15 protein-coding genes and 1 pseudogene are annotated in these 17525 nt (G+C 60.8%); 2 read left to right on the top strand and 14 right to left on the bottom strand.

What is annotated here, in order from left to right:
• Positions 1 to 93 precede the first annotated feature (93 nt).
• The 3 genes from ASF09_RS04810 to ASF09_RS04800 form a co-directional block, all read right to left on the bottom strand.
• On the bottom strand, positions 94 to 819 hold the full coding sequence (locus ASF09_RS04810; RefSeq protein ID WP_060525185.1) for an ATP-binding cassette domain-containing protein: 726 nt from the start codon (positions 817 to 819) through the stop codon (positions 94 to 96).
• Entirely contained in the window at positions 816 to 1826 is a 1011-nt protein-coding gene (locus ASF09_RS04805; RefSeq protein ID WP_060525184.1) for a hypothetical protein, read from the bottom strand. The genes ASF09_RS04810 and ASF09_RS04805 overlap by 4 nt, the downstream gene beginning before the upstream one ends.
• Positions 1827 to 2272: 446 nt before the next feature.
• Positions 2273 to 2554 (bottom strand): hypothetical protein, encoded by a 282-nt coding sequence (locus ASF09_RS04800; protein WP_156359220.1) that lies wholly within the window; start codon positions 2552 to 2554, stop codon positions 2273 to 2275.
• A 190-nt stretch (positions 2555 to 2744) separates the two neighbouring features.
• Here ASF09_RS04800 and ASF09_RS21190 point away from each other — a divergent pair.
• A pseudogene (locus ASF09_RS21190) lies at positions 2745 to 3143 on the top strand (GFA family protein).
• 67 nt (positions 3144 to 3210) lie between these two features.
• Here the strand turns inward: ASF09_RS21190 and ASF09_RS20160 are convergent.
• Positions 3211 to 4068, bottom strand: coding sequence for a hypothetical protein (locus tag ASF09_RS20160; protein WP_156359219.1), 858 nt, complete (start codon positions 4066 to 4068; stop codon positions 3211 to 3213).
• Positions 4069 to 4323: 255 nt separating this feature from the next.
• Between ASF09_RS20160 and ASF09_RS20155 the strand changes: the two genes are divergently transcribed.
• Positions 4324 to 5379: a hypothetical protein gene (locus ASF09_RS20155; RefSeq protein WP_156359218.1), complete on the top strand. Its 1056-nt coding sequence runs from the start codon at positions 4324 to 4326 to the stop codon at positions 5377 to 5379.
• A 354-nt stretch (positions 5380 to 5733) separates the two neighbouring features.
• Here the strand turns inward: ASF09_RS20155 and ASF09_RS04780 are convergent, their stop codons facing one another.
• From ASF09_RS04780 to ASF09_RS04740, 10 genes are all read right to left on the bottom strand, one after another.
• Positions 5734 to 6441 carry a hypothetical protein gene (locus ASF09_RS04780; protein WP_060525179.1) on the bottom strand — a complete coding sequence of 236 codons (708 nt, stop codon included), beginning with the start codon at positions 6439 to 6441 and terminating at the stop codon, positions 5734 to 5736.
• Between the two features lie 194 nt (positions 6442 to 6635).
• On the bottom strand, positions 6636 to 7337 hold the full coding sequence (locus ASF09_RS04775; protein ID WP_060525178.1) for a hypothetical protein: 702 nt from the start codon (positions 7335 to 7337) through the stop codon (positions 6636 to 6638).
• Positions 7334 to 8662, bottom strand: a complete 1329-nt coding sequence (locus ASF09_RS04770) for a PAAR domain-containing protein (RefSeq protein ID WP_060525177.1) — start codon at positions 8660 to 8662, stop codon at positions 7334 to 7336. Before ASF09_RS04770 ends, ASF09_RS04775 begins: the two co-directional genes overlap by 4 nt.
• A 2-nt stretch (positions 8663 to 8664) precedes the next feature.
• The gene (locus ASF09_RS04765) at positions 8665 to 9132 is read right to left on the bottom strand and encodes a DcrB-related protein (protein ID WP_060525176.1); all 468 of its coding nucleotides are present in this window, start codon (positions 9130 to 9132) and stop codon (positions 8665 to 8667) included.
• Between the two features lie 387 nt (positions 9133 to 9519).
• On the bottom strand, positions 9520 to 10605 hold the full coding sequence (locus ASF09_RS04760) for a LacI family DNA-binding transcriptional regulator (RefSeq protein ID WP_235529624.1): 1086 nt from the start codon (positions 10603 to 10605) through the stop codon (positions 9520 to 9522).
• A gap of 4 nt (positions 10606 to 10609) precedes the next feature.
• A complete protein-coding gene (locus ASF09_RS04755) occupies positions 10610 to 12088 on the bottom strand; it encodes a tryptophan halogenase family protein (RefSeq protein WP_060525174.1) in 1479 nt (492 codons plus the stop codon).
• Positions 12085 to 13116: a cupin-like domain-containing protein gene (locus ASF09_RS04750; protein WP_060525173.1), complete on the bottom strand. Its 1032-nt coding sequence runs from the start codon at positions 13114 to 13116 to the stop codon at positions 12085 to 12087. The genes ASF09_RS04755 and ASF09_RS04750 overlap by 4 nt, the downstream gene beginning before the upstream one ends.
• A complete protein-coding gene (locus tag ASF09_RS04745) occupies positions 13109 to 13831 on the bottom strand; it encodes a SapC family protein (RefSeq protein ID WP_060525172.1) in 723 nt (240 codons plus the stop codon). The genes ASF09_RS04750 and ASF09_RS04745 overlap by 8 nt, the downstream gene beginning before the upstream one ends.
• 218 nt (positions 13832 to 14049) lie before the next feature.
• Positions 14050 to 14286: a hypothetical protein gene (locus tag ASF09_RS20150; RefSeq protein WP_156359217.1), complete on the bottom strand. Its 237-nt coding sequence runs from the start codon at positions 14284 to 14286 to the stop codon at positions 14050 to 14052.
• 108 nt (positions 14287 to 14394) lie between these two features.
• Entirely contained in the window at positions 14395 to 17418 is a 3024-nt protein-coding gene (locus ASF09_RS04740) for a TonB-dependent receptor (protein WP_200912521.1), read from the bottom strand.
• Positions 17419 to 17525 lie beyond the last annotated feature (107 nt).

The raw sequence follows: 17525 nt of genomic DNA, 5'->3' as shown, positions 1-17525 counted from the left end.
CGTTTCGAACAGGTTCCTTCCAACCAAAATCGAGAAACAAGAATTGATGCGCTGGCGATGAATTGGGTGAGTGCGGTTGGTCGCGCTGGCGGGCTATAGCGCTGCTGACCTCAACCGGTCGATTGTCTGACGTTCGAACGCCTGTGGATTTTGAGCGGCAATTTTGAGCAAGCGGCTGTCGAGTTCCATTGCCACGTTGCCACTGGCAAGCATGATGCCGGCGTCGCAGGCGACCGCGAGTGTTCCGAGGTCGTGAAGGGCGGTCATCAGCGTCAGTCCGTTGTCGACCATCGCGCGCAACGATTGGCGGAGATCGAAGTCGGCAACAGGATCGAGCCAGTTGAACGGCTCGTCCAGTATCACCCGCGTATGCCCTTGCGCGAACGCTAGGGCGATCGCCATCCGCTGCCGCATACCTGCTGAGCAATCGCCGATCCAACGGTCGAGCAAGGCGTCCAATCCAAGTGCTGTGTGCAGTGGGCCTAAGCGAGACCAGACCGTCTCGATGTCTCCGCCGACCAGTTCCAGCACCTCGCGTCCGCGCAAAGAGTCGGGTAACATGTCCGCTGGGGGCGAAAAACCGAAGTAGGTCGCACGGGCCGGTCGATCCGCGATCAGCTCCTCGCCATCGATGCGGCATGATCCGCTGGCGAAAGGCAATCGCCCTGCCAGTGCCCGGAGCAGGCTGGTCTTGCCCGATCCGTTTGCCCCGATCAGGCCGAACCAAGATCCCGCAGTGATCTTGAGGTCAACGTTGTGGATGACGCGCTCGCCCGCGCGGTCGACCGATACGGCAGTAAGATCGATGATCGGAGTCATGCGAGCAACCAAGTCTTTGCCGCCGCGCGGCGCTGCAACTGCCATAAGATGGCGATGCCGACGAATGGCAGGACGATGGGCATGGCGAACGCCGTAAGAACGAGCAGTCCCGTCAGGATGGAAACGATAAAATCGGCAAAGCCCTTGCCGTGGATGCGATAGGCCAGGATTCGCAGTGCCATCAGCAGCAGCGCCCCGAGGGAGACTGTCGCGACTAAGGCAGCGAGGGCGGGTCCGAATGCCAAGACGCAGATTGGTGCCGCTATACCGACGAAGAGCATCGCGCCGCGCGCCTGCCGACCGATGATGCGCCATGCGCCCCACCCTGCGATCGTCTGGAAACGGACGCTGCCGACATCGACGATGGTCAGCGCCAACGCCAATATGGCGGCCTCGATACCGGCGACCACCATCAGGGCGTCATCCCGAAGGTATCGAGCCGTAAACGCGAGAAACAGAAGCAATGTGGCGGCAGCGACGATCCCGACACGCGGTCGCTGGACCCATGATCGGAGCGTCCGTGCGCAACCGGCCTGGCCTGCGACAAGGCCGGCTAGGGAGACGCCGGCCGTTCCGTGCGCTACTAGCGCACCGATCAGGTACCCGGGCAGACTGGCGATCAACAGGGTCGGGCGGGCGATTACCGTTGTGATTACCAGTAGAGTCAGGCCGATCGCATGCCATGCGATCAGGTAACAGTTGCGGGTCGCTGGACACAACGCATCAGCCGCCAAAGGTCCGTCGTAGGTGTGAAACGCAAGCCGCGTCGTGATTTGACGGCCGGCTGTCAGGCCGATCAGCACGCCGAACCCTAAAGCGGCCCACGCCGCGACCCGCCACGCGTGATCCAAGAGCCATGACCGCGCAGCCGCCAAAGCGAACAACAGCATCGTCGCCGCGATCACACGGTCGTGCCAACCCGAAAAAGTAGCTCGCGTTGCGTTGGTTGCGATACGCTGATCGTAGCGGAACAGGCGTGCGCCTGGCCCTGGTCGTTCGTCAGCCATCAAACTCACTTCGCTTTTCGCCTTTCGGGTCGAATGTTAGCGGGTCGAACTCCGTAAGCCGGTTGTGCGAGGTGGCTAAGGTGTGCCCTCTCAATACTGTATACTTCCGAATCGGCTAGAATGCCGGCTATACATCCCGGCGGTTCCAAAAATCATCGCTTGCTAAAAATGACCAGTAAAGCACGTCAGATCATTCGGAGTATGTCGATCCTCGCCATAGGCATTGATCGCCCTCGGCAAGGAGGACAACGATGCGCGCGTCAAACCGACGGACCATTCATATTGCCATCGGCAGCCTGATGGGGCTCAGTATGGCGTTTGCCTTTGGTTGGAGTGCATGGCCGTTAAATCGGCACGATTGCATCATTCTCGGTGCAATACTGGTAGGCGCGCTGACCGCACGCTTCATACCTCGAATGACAGGCCGACGATCGGCCTCATAGCAGCTATTTGATTCGGCCGTTCACGCCCAATAGCGCGTCCCACACGTGCAGCGTCTCGCCCGTATCAAAGTCCGACCATAGACTCGAAGCATCGACATATCCGGCGAGGAACGGAACAAGCTCGTCAAAAGTATCTTGGTAAGTGTCGCCATTTGGCCATGCTTGATCACTTGAACCGTGGACATCCATCTTCCAGCCGAGCTGATCTCGACCGACAACGACAAAAGTGACGAAAGGATTGGGCGAGGTAATCTTGAACCAACGCTCATTGAAATACTGTTTCATAAAGTCATCCAATCGGCAAAACGAACGTTCACTATCAAGCAATGCAGGGCATTTCCCAATCGGCGGTAACGGGCGGAAGCGGAATGGCCGTTTTAAAGTTTTCGGTCCCGGAAGGAAACCGGTCAAACGGCGCCAGAGCTTGTTTGTGGGGAAAGCTGAATGCTTCTATCGTCTTTCGACGGAGACGTTCATGAAAGCAGAGTGCCAGTGCGGTCAGCTAAAGGTTGAACTTCCCGGCCCCAACTCCGTCGTGGTGCCATGTCATTGCATCGCCTGCCAACGGCGCACCGGATCGCGTTGAGGGTTGATGGCCTTCTATCCCGCTGATCAACTGACCATCGTTGGAGACGCGTGATGCTAAGAGCGGCCCACCAGTGAGGGTAATACGTTCGAGACGTTCTTCTGCGCGACATGCGGTTCTACCGTCTATGCGCGCGCCGGCAAGCACCCAGATTTGATAGGCGTCGCGGTCGGGACGATCCCCGATGCTGCTCTGCGATCACCCGTTCGATCGGTATGGGAGCAGACGATGCACCATTGGATCGTGGTGCCCGGCGATGTGCAGCACTTACCAAAGGGTAGAGGATAGCTTTCCCGTTTTTCGATCGTTGATCGAGAAAGTGAGCAGGCTGGAAGTGCTGTTCGGCGACTGATGATTACATACACCACAACGCGCCGTTCTTGAGCGTCGGTTTCGAGCAGCCAGACGCTGGTAGCGGCAGCGGCTGCCCGGGTCGCCACAACGAAAGGCGCTGCAGTATTTGCGGCATTTCTGAATCGATCACCGGCAGCGCGTTGCCGTCGTTATAGCCTGTCGCGCTGCGATAGCGCAGCACGGTACGGTACGGCGCAGTCGGGTCGCTCGATCGTGCGACTGTGACCCAGTAGCCGAAAGGCGCGTCGGTGGTCGGCTCGACTGTGACGAAGGCGCCGCGCAGCAGCCCCGCTTGGATGAAGCGTACCTCCTGATTGTTGTTGGTGCCGGTGCTATGCGTAAACAGACGAACGAAACGGTCGGTATCTCGGTGATAGGCAAGAGCCTGGGTGCCGACGAGTTGACCACCGTTACCCGCGTGAATGCTGGCCAGAACGACAATCAGCAGCGGCTCCCGATCGCCCGCCTGTCGATACGCGACGCGCGCCATACGCAGGTAATGCGGTTGGTCGAAGTCACTCATCTGCTTATTGGGGTCAAGGCGAACGTTTAGGGCGGGATCGCAGGTCAAAGAACCCGCATGCCAGAGGCACGGCATAACCACGCCAGGTTCGGGATCTCCGGTGCCGGATACACCGGCATGCCCGCTTTGCGTCACCGTCAAGCGCCACGGCGTCTGCGTGGCAAAAGGGCCGGAAAGCGCGACAGTAGCTATTGATCGGTCGGCGCCGTCCGCACCGCTCGCGGTGGCCAAACCAAACAGGAAGGCGGCCGTGGCACACGTTTTGACCATGGCTCGACTCCTGTTGTTACGTGTCGCCACTTCGTTGGTAAACGATGACGGGATCATCTCCAGCATAGCCTCCCTCGTCGATCGAGCATTCATATCAGGAGGCGCAACAACGGTATCACGCACTTTTTGCCCGGCACAACCAGATACGTTCGTTCGGCGCCCTCCCCGGCTATCCCTGTCTATACGCTCATTCATGCAGTCTGATTCACGCCCCCGATGCTCACGTACGGGGAGCCGCACACCTTAGCTCTGCCGCTGCCGGCACGATCGCTTACGTCGTGATTGCTGATAGAAGGACGATACAGCGCAAAGGATCGCCCCATGATTCGACATAAAACATCGCTCGTCATGATTTGCCTTGCAGTCGGCACCCAGGTTGCAGCTCTTCCGGGCGGTGCCCAAACCCAATCGGCTCCCGTTCAGGTTCCCATCCGCGAGGTCGATCTGTCTGACGGGACGCGACGCTACGCGATAACGATCAAAGTCGATGGGCATCCGATCGACGCCGGTCTCGATACCGGCTCGGTTGGGCTGCGCGTACTCCCAGGCGTTATAGATTCTGCCACCACGAAGGAAGTTGGACCGGTACAAAGATACGGCTATGGCGTCGGCACCACCCTTGAGGGCCCCGTGGTCCGCACAGAAGTTTCGGTCGGTGACCTCCACGAAAGCGCTCGCTGGCAAGATATTCATGCAATCGGATGCAGTGCTGCTCGTCCCGATTGCCCTGCTTCACACGTCGATCGCCGCCAGTTCGGTATTCAGGGCAATGGCCTCGCCGGCGAGGGGTTTCGCGCCATACTCGGTGTTGGTTTGGCAAGCGCCGACTTGCCAAACCCATTTCGAGAGATTGGCGCCCACCGGTGGATCGTCGAACTACCCAGGCCAGGCGAGACGCCTATCGGGAGACTAATCCTCAATCCGAGCGAGCAACAGATCGTCGGTTTTACGCCACTTCTTTTGGCGGACGCGCGTCGAACGCGATCGAATGACGCAGTGCGTGCGTGTTTACAGCGCAACGACGGAAAGCCCGTCTGCGCGCCGACATTGATCGATAGCGGCGCCCCGGGAATCGAACTCGTCAACCACCATGCCGATAACGGCTGGACCGAGGGCACGGCTGCTCGGCTAACTTTCGGTGGCAGCGCTGATACGGAGGCAATGGGCGTCCGTTTCACCGTGGGCCGCAGGATGCAGGCATCAAGGTTCAATGCCGTCGCCGATCCGCGAGTGGAAGGCATGCGGATCCGATCGGGTCTCCTCACGTATTTTGCCTATGACGTTCTTTATGATGCCGATCGCGGTACGATCGCGATTAGGGCACGGCCCGCATATCAGGATGGAGTTATCGCCGTCGGTGGGAGCCATGCAGATTGACCCACAAGTGGACGTTCACGCAGCGCGTGGCGCCGCTTGAAACCGGACGCTCGTTCATGTTTCGATATTGCTCCGATTGGCTGGTTGGATACCGGCGCAGATAGGCGGTTGACCCGCCGAAGGCCTCCGTTCCTGTCGCAAATCTCCTGAGTTTCGGACGTTTCTAATGTCCCCACTTTTGCGACAGCCGGATGGCCGAACGTGGGCGTAAAGCGGTCCGGCTGTTTCTGGCGGGCAGCGCCTAATTGGTCGCATCAACAGCTTAGTGAAGATGCGGATCTGGACAGATGTAATTGCATAACTGGCTGACGCGCTCGACTGGGTAGGGAAGGCCGCTCGGTCGAACCGGCTATCTCAAAGCTTAGGGAAGTCTGCCGTCAAGTTCCGCCGGCAAGGGCGGTGCCTTCTGTAAAGGCCTGGAACGGGTGCGGCCAGCGGTGGCTTCTTGGAGGGATAAGGGCGCCAGCCATCGAATAACGATGCAGAGATACCAGCTGCGCGGTTGCCAAAGTTCAGGTCAAGAGAGTTGAGGTTCGGTGCCTCGTATCGGAAAAAGCGATCCTGTGGTTGCCGATACGGGGGCCATTCGCCACGCTTCAGCAGTACGCCTTGTGCCCTGATGTCGTCGATCACTTCTCGTTCTTCGGCGTTAAGCCGGTCGCGAACCTTGTCGGCATCACCACACAGATCGTCGATCATCGCGATCAGCACCGGCACATGGCGCGGTTTGACTAGGCCGATACCTTGCAACACTCGATAAAGACGACCCAGGGCGTTCTTGATCCCAGCAGGGTCCAGAACACCCGATACATGCAGAAGCTCGTTCGAGCCGACCAGATAGTAGATCGTTCCGGCGTAGCTCGCATCGACCGGGATCGGTAACCGCTGGCGACGGATCTCCTGTTCGATCCACCCGACTTCAAGCAGCACGCGCCCGTCGGGCGTGTCGTTGGTCAGCTGCCGGTCGCCCAGCGCGCGACGCAGGTCCGCGATCGCTGCCAATGCGTCGGCATATTCTTCCTCGATGCCAGGTCCCATGATGGCCGGCGTGATCTCGATCATGGTCCAAAATACTCCAATATATTGCCGACTGAACCTTTGAGAGCGCGATGTGCTCCGATCATCGAGACTTCGATCGGCTTTGCCACGGTCGGCTAGGCAATAGCCGAAAAATCTCCCTCACGCCTTTAATGGCCGCCTCGTTCAGCGCGTTCGGCGCTGGCGCTGCCATTTGGTTGATCCGGCAACCGCGGACTTTAAGGAAGTTTGCCTTCTAGTTCCGGCGGCAAGGGCGGTGCCTTCTGCGAAAGCCCCGGAACGGGTGCGGCCAGCGGTGGCTTCTTCGCGGGATAAGGGCGCCACCCATCAAAGAGCGGAAAGGAGATCCCGCGAACGCGATTACCGAAATTCATAACCAGGCTGTCAAGATTGGGCGTGTCATAACGGAAAAACTGATCTTGTGGCCGCCGGTGCGGGGGCCATTCGCCGCGCTTCAGCAGCACGCCTTGCGCCCTGATATCGTCGATCACTTCTTGTTCCTGGGCGTTAAGCCGGTCGCGAACGGTGTCGGCATCGGCACACAGGTCGTCGATCATCGCGATCAGCACCGGCACATGGCGCGGTTTGACTAGGCCGATACCTTGCAACACTCGATAAAGACGACCCAGAGCGTCCGTGATCCCAGCGGGGTTCAGAACCCCCGGAACATGCAAAAGCTCGTGCGAGCCGACCAGATAGTAGATCGTTCCAGCGTAGCTCGCTTCGACCGGGATCGGTAACCGCCGACGGCCGATCTCCTGTTCGATCCACGCGACTTCCAGCAGCACGCGCCCGTCGGGCGTGTCGTTGGTCAGCGGCCGGTCGCCCAGTGCGCGGCGCAGGTCCCCGATCGCCGCCAATGCGTCGGCATATTCTTCCTCTATGCCAGGTCCCATGATGGCCGGTGTGATCTCGATCATGGTCCAAAATACTCCTCGATATTGCCGACTGAACCTTTGGCAGGCGCGATCTGGATGCCGCCCCCCGCCATCGTCCGCTCGAACTTGGTCAGTTCCACGCCATCCCTGCCAATGTAAGTAACGCTTTCGGTGGCAGGATTGATCGTCGATGCGACCATCGTCTGATCCTGCGTCAACTGGCCGCGGTAAACCGCATCGGCCCGATTGTAGCACGGCAGCGCCAGCTCGTTCTTGATGCCGGCGCTATTGAACGTACCCGTCGCGGGATCCTGATAACGCGATTGCATGTAGCGATAGGTCGACTCGTCCATCCAATAGGGGCTGTCGGCCGTCTTGTCGAAACCCTTGGAGCTGAAGCCGTACATGTTGTCCCCCGACCTGCCGTCGACCGCGCCGAAGCCGTCGCCGGAGTTCAAAACCTGTTTCTGCGTGTCGCCATCCCACCCGCCCCGTGCGAGACGACGTTGAGCCATATCGTCAGCGGGCGAAAGATTGTTCATATCCAATCCGCCTGGCCGCTTCGCTTCGAAATCGGAAGTTTTCACCTGAGCCTTGGGCGGGACCATCGGCTCGTTCTGGAAGGGACGTGATGGCCTTGCCCCCCCCGCCCGCGCCTCCATCTGCCGTCCGAGCGCCTTGACGCCAGTCTGCGCCGCGCGAACCAATCCGGTTGCCTCGACTTCGGCAAGCGCCGGCCCGATCGCACGTGCTGCGCCGCCAAGCGCGGGCAGTATCCCGACCACCACCGCCGCCCATCGGGCCCATTCGGGCACCTCAGACTGGATCGGCAACACCGTGACCGTGCCGCCACCGATGAACACGGTGCCCGATCCGCCGACAATCACTGCGCCGCACGACACCTTGTCGCCCATGCGCGCTGCGTGCAGACCGTTGATGAACACCGTGGCCGACCCTTGCGCGATCTTACCCGCGTCGCAGCTTTCGAGATCGGTCGCCCGCGCGGCGGGTAGTCCGTTGATGAAGACATTCGGTGAGCCTTGGCTGATCTCGCCCGAAGGCGCGCCCATCGACGACGAACCCAGCGCCTCGCCCGCATCCTCTGCTAGCCCCATGAGCTTGCCGCCGACCACCGCGTTGATCGCGAACTCGCCGACCGTCACGGCTACGCCTGCAACCAGCGGCGTCGCCAACCCTGCCGTCGCGACCTCCGCTGCGATCGCGGTTGCCGCCATGCCGACGACGATCGCGACGCCCGCCGCCGCTGCCAGCCCGACCAGTGCACCTGCTACAAACCCGCCTAACGCATGGCTGTGCGCCACCGGGTCATGGAGCCGGGCGGCTGGCGGGGTCGGTTCGTCGCTCATTGCTAGCGGGCAGTAGCTTCTGGTGCCAGCCGCTCGCGCGGTACGAACCCCGCAATCGCTGCCATCAGCGCGTCATAGGCTGGCGTCGGAAACGGTGTGGGATGTGTCGCCGTGAATATCAGTAACCGCCGCCCATGCGTTCGCCGACATGTAAGAATTTGGTCCATCTGCCCTTCTGACGATTGCCAGCGCGTGAGCAGCGCCTCTCCGGTCACGTCTACCCACGCTACCGGCACTCGACCGTGCAGCTCAAAACCTGGCAATGTGGCCTGCAACCGGACGATCTCCGACTGCATGTAGCCACCTACCTCCATGCCTACCGGTAGGATCTCGCGTGTAATGACCAGACTCGCCGTCGCCCGACCGTCGCCCGGAAGGCGCAGCACGTGGATCGTCTGATCTTCCCAAGTTCCTGGGACGTCGAGCGGCAACGTCCCCTCGTTGACGTCGTAAACCGCATCGTCCGCCATCCGCCACTCCCTTTCGACTACCGCTCTTGTTGCGGATCACCACGTCGGACACAACCCGATACCCCAAGGCTCCTGCGCGATTTTGCTCAAACGCAATAGCATAGCACGGCTGAACGATCGGCTGTTTCCTTAGGAGCGGTACAATGATTCTGAATGTCGATTTGGGGTGAGCCGCCATGGCCTTGTCGCGCATGTCCTAAGTTTCGCGACAGCTGTGACCGTGCCGACGGCTGACCAAAATGCGATCATCGGACTGTCGCAAATGTCCGTTCTGAAAAGAAGCGGATACGATGCACATTTGCGACAGCGAGCAGCGATGTCCTGAGGACCCAATTACGGCCGCTTAAAGCCGTCGTCAGCCATCTCAAAACCGGCCGTTCGTTCATCTCAATATTCGATCAGGGGTTCATTAGCTTCAGATGCTGATTGGCATCGAGCGGTCGATTGGCGAAGCACGAGTTTCGCTGGAATAACGATCGGTTGTTCCGGTACCGCCGCACCGGTAATGTCCGCTATTATTAGCTCCACCGCTCGTGCGGCCACTTCCGCAATCGGCTGATCGATTGCGGTCAGTGGCGGGTGCGTAAATCGCACGATCGGCGTGTTGTCGAAACTGACGAGCGACAGATCGTCTGGGATAGCAATTCCCCGCTCGCGGCAGGTTTCTAGCGTGGCAAGCGCCATTTGGTCGTTGCTGGCGATGATCGAGGTCGGTGGATCGGCCGTATCGAACAGCGCGATCGCCGCCGCACGTCCCGACGCGTAACCGAAATCGCCACGCGCGAGCAGGCCTTCGACGTCGAGCCCCGCCGTCGCCATCGCCTCCCGCCAACCGGTCACGCGCCAGTCGCTTAACGCATAGTCGGTCGGACCCGCGATAAAACCGATCCGCTGGTGGCCCAACTCAAGCAGATGCTCGGTTGCGAGGCGAGCGGCGCGCTCGTCATCCATTGTCAGCGCAAAGCCCGCACCCTCATGCACCGAGCCGATCCGCGCGAAGCTGATATGCTGCGCCTCGAGCAGCCGGATGATCAACGGGTTTTCCGAATGCGGCGGGGTGAGCAGCACGCCGTCAGGCTGGAGTGCGGCGATCGCCGCCATCAGTTCGCGGACGACATGGTCGCTGTGGGTATCGACCAGTTCGACGATCATCCGATAGCCGTGTTCGGCGCAGGTCAGCATGCTGCCGAGCAGCATCTGGTCGATCCAGTCGGTTCCCTGACGTGCTTGCCAGTCCGCGATCGTCCGCTCCCGGTCGTTGAGAGCGACGATCAGGTAGGAGCGTGACCCGCGCATTCGTTGTGCTGCAATCGACGGTACATAGCCAAGGCGGTCGATAGCCGCTTGCACCCGCGCGATCATCTTAGGCCGGACACCCGTCTCCCGGTTGATCACGCGACTGACGGTCTGCAGCGACACGCCTGCATCCGCCGCGACGTGACGGATCGTCACGGCCTGTCGTCGACGTGCCACGCCGTCAGCCGCCACAGTAGTGCGCGACATAGTCGGCGTGGCGGGGCAATCCCGCAACGGTCCGCAAGACATTTTCCCTCAGCGTCGATAGGAAGCGGGTCAGTTCCTCGTCGCCCAGCTTGTCAGCGATCGGATGATGCGCGCGCGGAACGATGCCCTGCCCCATCATTACCTGAACCCAGCTGTTTTCCGCGAACAGTTCCTCGTTGCGGCGGAACACGCGGCCGGTTTCGCGGAACAGCTCGATCTTCTGCGCCAGGCTGTCGGGGATCGGCATCGCCGCACACTGCCGCCAGAATGGCGAGCCGCGCCGGTCGGTCGCCTTGTAGTGCAGGATCAGGAAATCGCGGATCTGCTCCATGTCGGCGAACTGCTGGTCGTTGAACTCGGCGACGTCGCGCGGCGAGATCGCCCCCTGCGGCATCATCCGGATCAACCGCAGGATCGCACGCTGGATAAGGTGAATGCTCGTCGACTCGAGCGGCTCCATGAACCCGCCCGAGAGGCCGATCGCGATCACGTTGCGATGCCACTGCCGACGCCGTGCACCGGTCACGAAGCGGATGTGATTGGGCTCGGTCAGCACCTCGCCCTCAAGGTTGCCGAGGAGCCGTTCGAGTGCCGCGTCGCGGTCCAGATAGCGGCTACACCAGACGATACCGTTGCCGGTGCGGTGCTGGAGCGGGATACGCCATTGCCAGCCCGCATCATGCGCCATTGCGCGCGTGTAGGGCACCGGCGGGCGGACGTTCTCGGTCTGCACCGCGATGGCGGAGTCGCAGGGCAGCCAGTGCGTCCAGTCGTCGAAACCGGCATGCAGCGCCTGCTCGATCAGCAGCGCGCGGAAGCCCGTGCAGTCGAGGAACAGATCGCCCTCGACGACGGCTCCGGACTCGAGATGAAGCGCCGCCACGTCGCCGCTTTCAGCATTGAGTTCGACACGCGCGATACGCCCCTCGATGCGGGTCGTGCCGTCAGCCTCAGCCATCCCCCGCAGGAACTTCCCGTAGAGCGTCGAATCGAGCTGATACGCATAGTTCATGCCCTCGTCAGGCAGGTGCGCGAACTTGCCGTCCATTGCCGCGGCAAGTTCCAGACAATAGGCGTCGTAGGACTGGTCATGGCCGCGCGTCCGACCGTTCAGCCAGAAATGCTGGAAGCCCGCGGACCAATGGTCCTTACCCGTGGTTCCGAACGAGTGGAAATAGCGATCGCTGCCGTTCTTCCAGCCGTCGAACAGGATGCCGAGCTTGAACGTCGCCTGCGTCGCTCGCATGAAGTCGGCCTCGCCGATCCCAAGCAACCGATTATAGGTGACGAGCGGCGGGATGGTGGACTCGCCGACGCCGACGGTGCCGATCGCATCGGATTCGATAAGCGTCACCGCCGCCGTGCCGCCCATTGTCCGTGCGATCGCGGCGGCGGCCATCCAGCCTGCGGTGCCGCCTCCCGCAACGACGATCCGACGTGGTGTGATGGTCATTGGCTGAGATTCCTGAGTAAGAACGCACGGAGGCGCCCTGCGCTTTCCGGATCAAGCGGGGCCAGAACGCTGCGACCCTCCTTAGGGATATGGGCGGTCACGCCGTCGGTGTTGGCGAACACGTAATAGTCGAACAGATCGCGCCAATGCGCCTTCTCGTCCTCGGGCAGGTCGCGGATCGCAAGCAGCGCATGGTTGAGCGCATGCTGTGGCGAGCCCAACCAGCGCGGCGTCTCGCGCCACCAGTAATTCACCAGGATATTGAAGTCCGCCAGCCCCTCGACATGGTGCCACCACATTGCGGGTATGTAGAGTGCATCGCCCGCCTCCAATTCGGTGACCTGCGCGTGCGCCAAAGCATCGGGGAAACGCGGATGGCGCTCCAGATCGGGCGCGTGAAAATCGACCATGCTGATCGCGCGTCCGGCCGGCGTGTTATCGATTGGCCCCAGATACAAGTTGCGGAACTGTTCTCGCGGGAACAATGTGAATCGCCGCCGCCCCGCCGCCACACAGGCGAGATTGTTGGGCAGGTCGTTATGCGCCGCGATCCGCGTCTTAGTGCCGATCCAGATGCTTGCGAGGCAGGTCCGGTCGCAGAGATCGACGTGGTTCGCTTCGTACAGCCCGGCGAAGAACTGGTGCATGTCGATCGACGCAAGATAAACCGGTGGTGCACCCGCCTGCCCCTCGATCGATTCAATCCGCTGAAAGATGTCGGGCAACGATGCGCGCAGCGTGCGAAAGTTCATCGCCATCGCTGCATCGTAGAACAGCCGCCCGTCGCTGCCCTGCTCGCCGACCGAGACAGTGAAGGCGAGATCGCGGTGATGCTGCAGCAGATACGCGCGGGCGTCGCGCGAAGATCGGCAGCCTGCTGCGACGAGCGGCCAGTCCTTGACCAGCCCGCGGACGACGAACGGCGTCGTCGCATCCCGCAGCCGTGCGTCAAGATCAGCCGGATTCACGACTTTGATCTCCGGCACCTGCGTGAGCTCTGCAAAGATGTTAGGATCGGCCTCAGCCATGCGCTGCGACCTGCTGGTTCTTACGCGCGATCAGTTTGGTCACGTTCGCAAGAGAGGCCATCGCCATGAACACCGGCAGCAGGTGACCGTCTGCATGCAACGCGGCAAGCACGCCCGCGTCGAGTTGGTGAAGACGTTCCTCCGCGATGCCGTGATAGCCAACCAGCCGGTTGGTCGAGCCGTCGTCCAGAGTGATCTCAAGCGTTAGCGGTTCAAGCAGATCATAGCGGGTCAGCGCTGCAAAGAAGCCATCGGTCTGCTGCCAGCCAGCGTCAAGTTCGCCCATCTGCTCGGCGACCGCTTCCAGGTACGGTGTCGGACGCCCGAGGTCGTCGAACACGCGCACGCTCTCACAGTCGGTCGCGACGCGTGGACTGTCGAGATCGATATGGATCTGCTTGTCACCGCCTTCGACGGCAGGGTGACCGATCAGGAAGGGCTGGATCTGCATCGCAAGGGGGCGATAGGGCGCGTCCCAGCGATTGCCGTCGAGGAACAGATTCTCGCCCGGTTCGAACCCAAACATCGCCAACGCCTGGAACCGATCGCGCTGCGGGGTGAGCCGAAACAGGATCGGATAGTCGTTCTGCACTCGGCGAAATTCGTTCGGCACGACAAGCGACGACATTACCGCATCGCCCAGCTGAGCGCTGCGCGCCGTGGAAATGCGTAGCGTACGGTGCTCCTCGCTGGTGAGGATAACGTGGTTGGCCATCAGGAAAGCTGCTCCAGAGCGGTCGGTCGATAGGTCATCCGGCAAGCGTCGAGATACGCGTTGAACTTAGGAAGCGGGCTGGTCCGACCGCGCGTAGGCTGCGCGATCCCAGCGACGTACCCGGCTTCAAAGGTTCCGCCTCGGGAAGGTGCCCGCCCATGCCGTACAGAATATATAGTTAACTCGCGACCGGAACATTTCGTACGCCATAGAAAAAATCAGTGCAGACGAGCAAGAATTCGGCCTCGCCGATGTCTAAGCCGATGCGATCCAGCGTCACGGGCAACGTATACCGGGTTGCCCACGCCGACCGTCGATTCGTTGAGCAAATCCACCACGGTCACCGTGATCGAAAGCGCCGCCGCCGGCCGTGCGGCTACGGCGATCTGCCAGGCATTAAGCCAGCCCGCGGTACCACCGCCGCCAACAACGACATGAGAGATGGCCGTATCCACATGGCCCGTCCTATCCGATGCCCTTGCCGGGCTGTGTTCGACGTCTCTTTGCCGGTCGAATGCGCGAAAGGCCATCCTCGAACGCGAGAATGGCCTTCCTCACGGATCCTAGAAGGTGATCCGCGCGCCCGCCGAGTAGCGCGGGTCCTGCTTCGTCACGAACGTGATGTTGTTGTCCGAACGCAGATGACCGCCGCGATCCTCGCTGTTGACATTGATGCCCTCCACGAAAATCCCGATGTTCTTGGTGATCGCATAGCTCGCGCTGACGTCGAATTGTCCGTAGGTATTGATATACGTCGGGTTCACGCCGGCACCCGCAAGATACCCCTTGCGATAGTTGTAGGCGACCCGCGCCTGAAGGCCGTTTTTGTCATAGAACAGTACCGCGTTGGCGCTGTCTGAAAGCCCCGTGATCGCGAACTGCGAAACGCTCGCCGGCAGTCGGTTGTCATAGTTCCGGTTGCCGTTGACGATAGTATAGTTGAGGATTGTCCCGAAGCCCGTCTGCCAGAAATTATGCTGGATCGCGAACTCGAAGCCGTCGACATTGGCGGTCTGGTCGCTGTTGAACGGCGTCTGGATGACGAAATTCACGGACGGGTCGTTGGGCTGCGCAATGATCGTGCCGTTGACGACGCCACCTGGGAAGTTGGTGCCGATATAATCGCGGATCTGTGCAAAGGTCGCGTTCGCACCCAATGCATTGAGCGCCGCCTGATAGCGCGGGCCGTTCTGCGTCACGCCGTTGAACGTCGTCGTCGGCGAGGTGATGCCGGCAATGTTGGTGTTAACGACCGTGTTGCCGATGTAGTTCGCGACGTTCTTGTGGAAATAGCCGACCGAGATGTAGCTCTCGTTGCCGTAATACCATTCCGCCGACAGATCGATGTTCTTCGACTTGTACGGGATTAGGTTCGGGTTGCCGACCGATCCGGTGCCACCGCCCACGCGAAACAGCGTGTCGAGTCGCTGGCCACCCTGGAGGCTCCCATAGTCCGCACGTGTGATCGTGTGGCTATATGATGCACGCAGCTTCACGCTTTCCAGCGGTTCGATGTCGAAGTCGACCGAAGGAAGCCAGTTCTGGTATTGCCCTCGGAATGACGTGAACCCAGTGCCCGAGAAAAGGATGTTGAACTCGTTCTGCGAGTTCTGGCGGGCGCCGGACGGGGTTGGCACGAGCGCGGACGCGGTGACGTTGGTCGTCTCGTAACGGATGCCACCGATGATGTGGCCCGGCACCGACGCCACCTCGAACTTACCATTGAACTGGAAATACGGCGCAATAGTCTTTTCGCGCACTCGCGAGTCCGTCGTGTACGGGATCAGGCACTGGCCGTTGCCGCCGCAGATGTTGTACGCCTGGTCGAGCAACTTGACGACGCTTGGAAGGTCGAATGTGTAGAACGACTTGATGATGTTCGGGTCGTTGGCGCCGCTAAGTCCCTTGAACTTGTCCGGGATACTGGTGAGATTGAACAGGCTATCTGGCAGCAACGCTGCGGCCGCCGCACGCTGCGCCGCGCTGTCACCACCAGTGCCGCCCCAGGTATCGTTCTGCAGCACGCTGTACGCTGAGCGCACCTTGTTGTCGGTATATTGAACGCCCCAGTCGAGGCTGTCGAGGAAACCGCCGTCATGGTCGTAATGTCCCTTGACTTGGACCTGGTTGATCTCGTCGCGGAAGTAGGAATTGCGGAATGCGTTGCCGGTCGGGACTATGTTTGCCGCGTTGAGCGGATCAATCCCGGCATAATTGTTGAACGAGATGACGGGCAACTCGTGTTCGAAGTTGATTGTCTGATTCTGGATACCGAACACGGCGGTGCCAACCGAATTGCTGTTGCCGTACGGATTGTTAGGCTTCGATGTCGCGGTCGAATGATTGACGTCGAGCACCATGGTGACGCCACCCGGTGCTTTCCAGGTGAGATTGCCGCCTAGTGCCTTGTTCTCGCTGCGCGCCGAGGTCTGCGAAGCCGAATAGGCGAGATCCTTGGTTTCGCCTGCGCCGAACCGCTCCGTATAAAAGACAGGACCGGCGACGGGACCGTCGGTCCAAGCGCTCGAAGTGTCGTTGTGATTGTACCAGATGCCCACGCTGTTATCGCGGATGTCGATGGTGTTGCGTGAGTAGGTATAGTCGACCGTAGCGGTAAGCGAGTCGGTCGGCTTGAACTGCAGCACCGCTTGGCCGTTAATACGCTGACGCTTGCCGTTGACGACGTCGTAGCCGCCGTTCTGCGGCACTTGGTAGACGTCGGTCGCATCCGGCCGGTTGGTGATGTTGGCCGCGCGCGGATCGCCAGGCTGGGCGAGCGAACCCCAGTTGTTTTCCGATCCAAGATAGCCGTCTCGGAAACCAATATTGGCTTGGTTCGCGCTGAAGTGACGTTCCTGGAATGACCCGAGCAGCAGAACACCAATCCGGTTGTCGGCGAACGTGTCCGAGATGATCCCCGACACTTCCGGCGTGATGTCGTTCTTGCCGTTTTGCGAAGTGTCCATCACGCCGCGCGCTGACAGCGAGCCGCGCAGGCCCATCTTGTCGAACGGTCGCGGTGTACGGATGTTGATGGTTGAACCGATGCCGCCCGAAGGCACGCTCGCGCGACCCGATTTATAAACTTCGAGCGCTGCGACGCCCTCGGAGGCGAGATTGGCGAAGTCGAACGAGCGCGACACCGGCGCGCTGTTACCGTCGCCGATGATCGAGGTCGCGAGTTGGCGACCGTTCAGCGTAACAAGGTTGTACTCGGGACCGAAGCCACGGACGGTGACGAACTGCCCTTCGCCGTTCGAACGGTCGATCGACACGCCGGTGATGCGCTGCAGCGATTCGGCAAGGTTGGTATCGGGGAACTTGCCGATATCCTCGGCCGAGATCGCATCGACGATACCCTGCGCATCGCGCTTCAGATCGATCGACTTGCGAAGGCTCGCGCGGATACCGGTAACGACGATCTCGCCACCGCTCGCATCGGTACCATCAGCTACGCCCGTGCTCTGCGTTTTCGTCGCGTCGGTGGTCGCAGGACTGTCGTGGATCGTCGACGGACCGGTATTACCCATGGTCGAAGACGTATCCTGCGCTGCGGCGATCATCGGAAAGCCCATGAGCGCGAGCATTGAGCCGCCAAGAGCGAGTCGCGTAGCCAAACGGGTGCTGGAGCGCCCCATCATCATCCTCCCTGTGTCGGCGCAGTTTCCCCCGCGCCGTCTTGTTTGAGAACGTT

Source organism: Sphingomonas sp. Leaf242 (assembly GCF_001422045.1).
Classification (GTDB): domain Bacteria; phylum Pseudomonadota; class Alphaproteobacteria; order Sphingomonadales; family Sphingomonadaceae; genus Sphingomonas.
The sequence above is the reverse complement of the archived record's forward strand: the minus strand, read 5'-3'. Positions and strand labels throughout refer to the sequence as shown.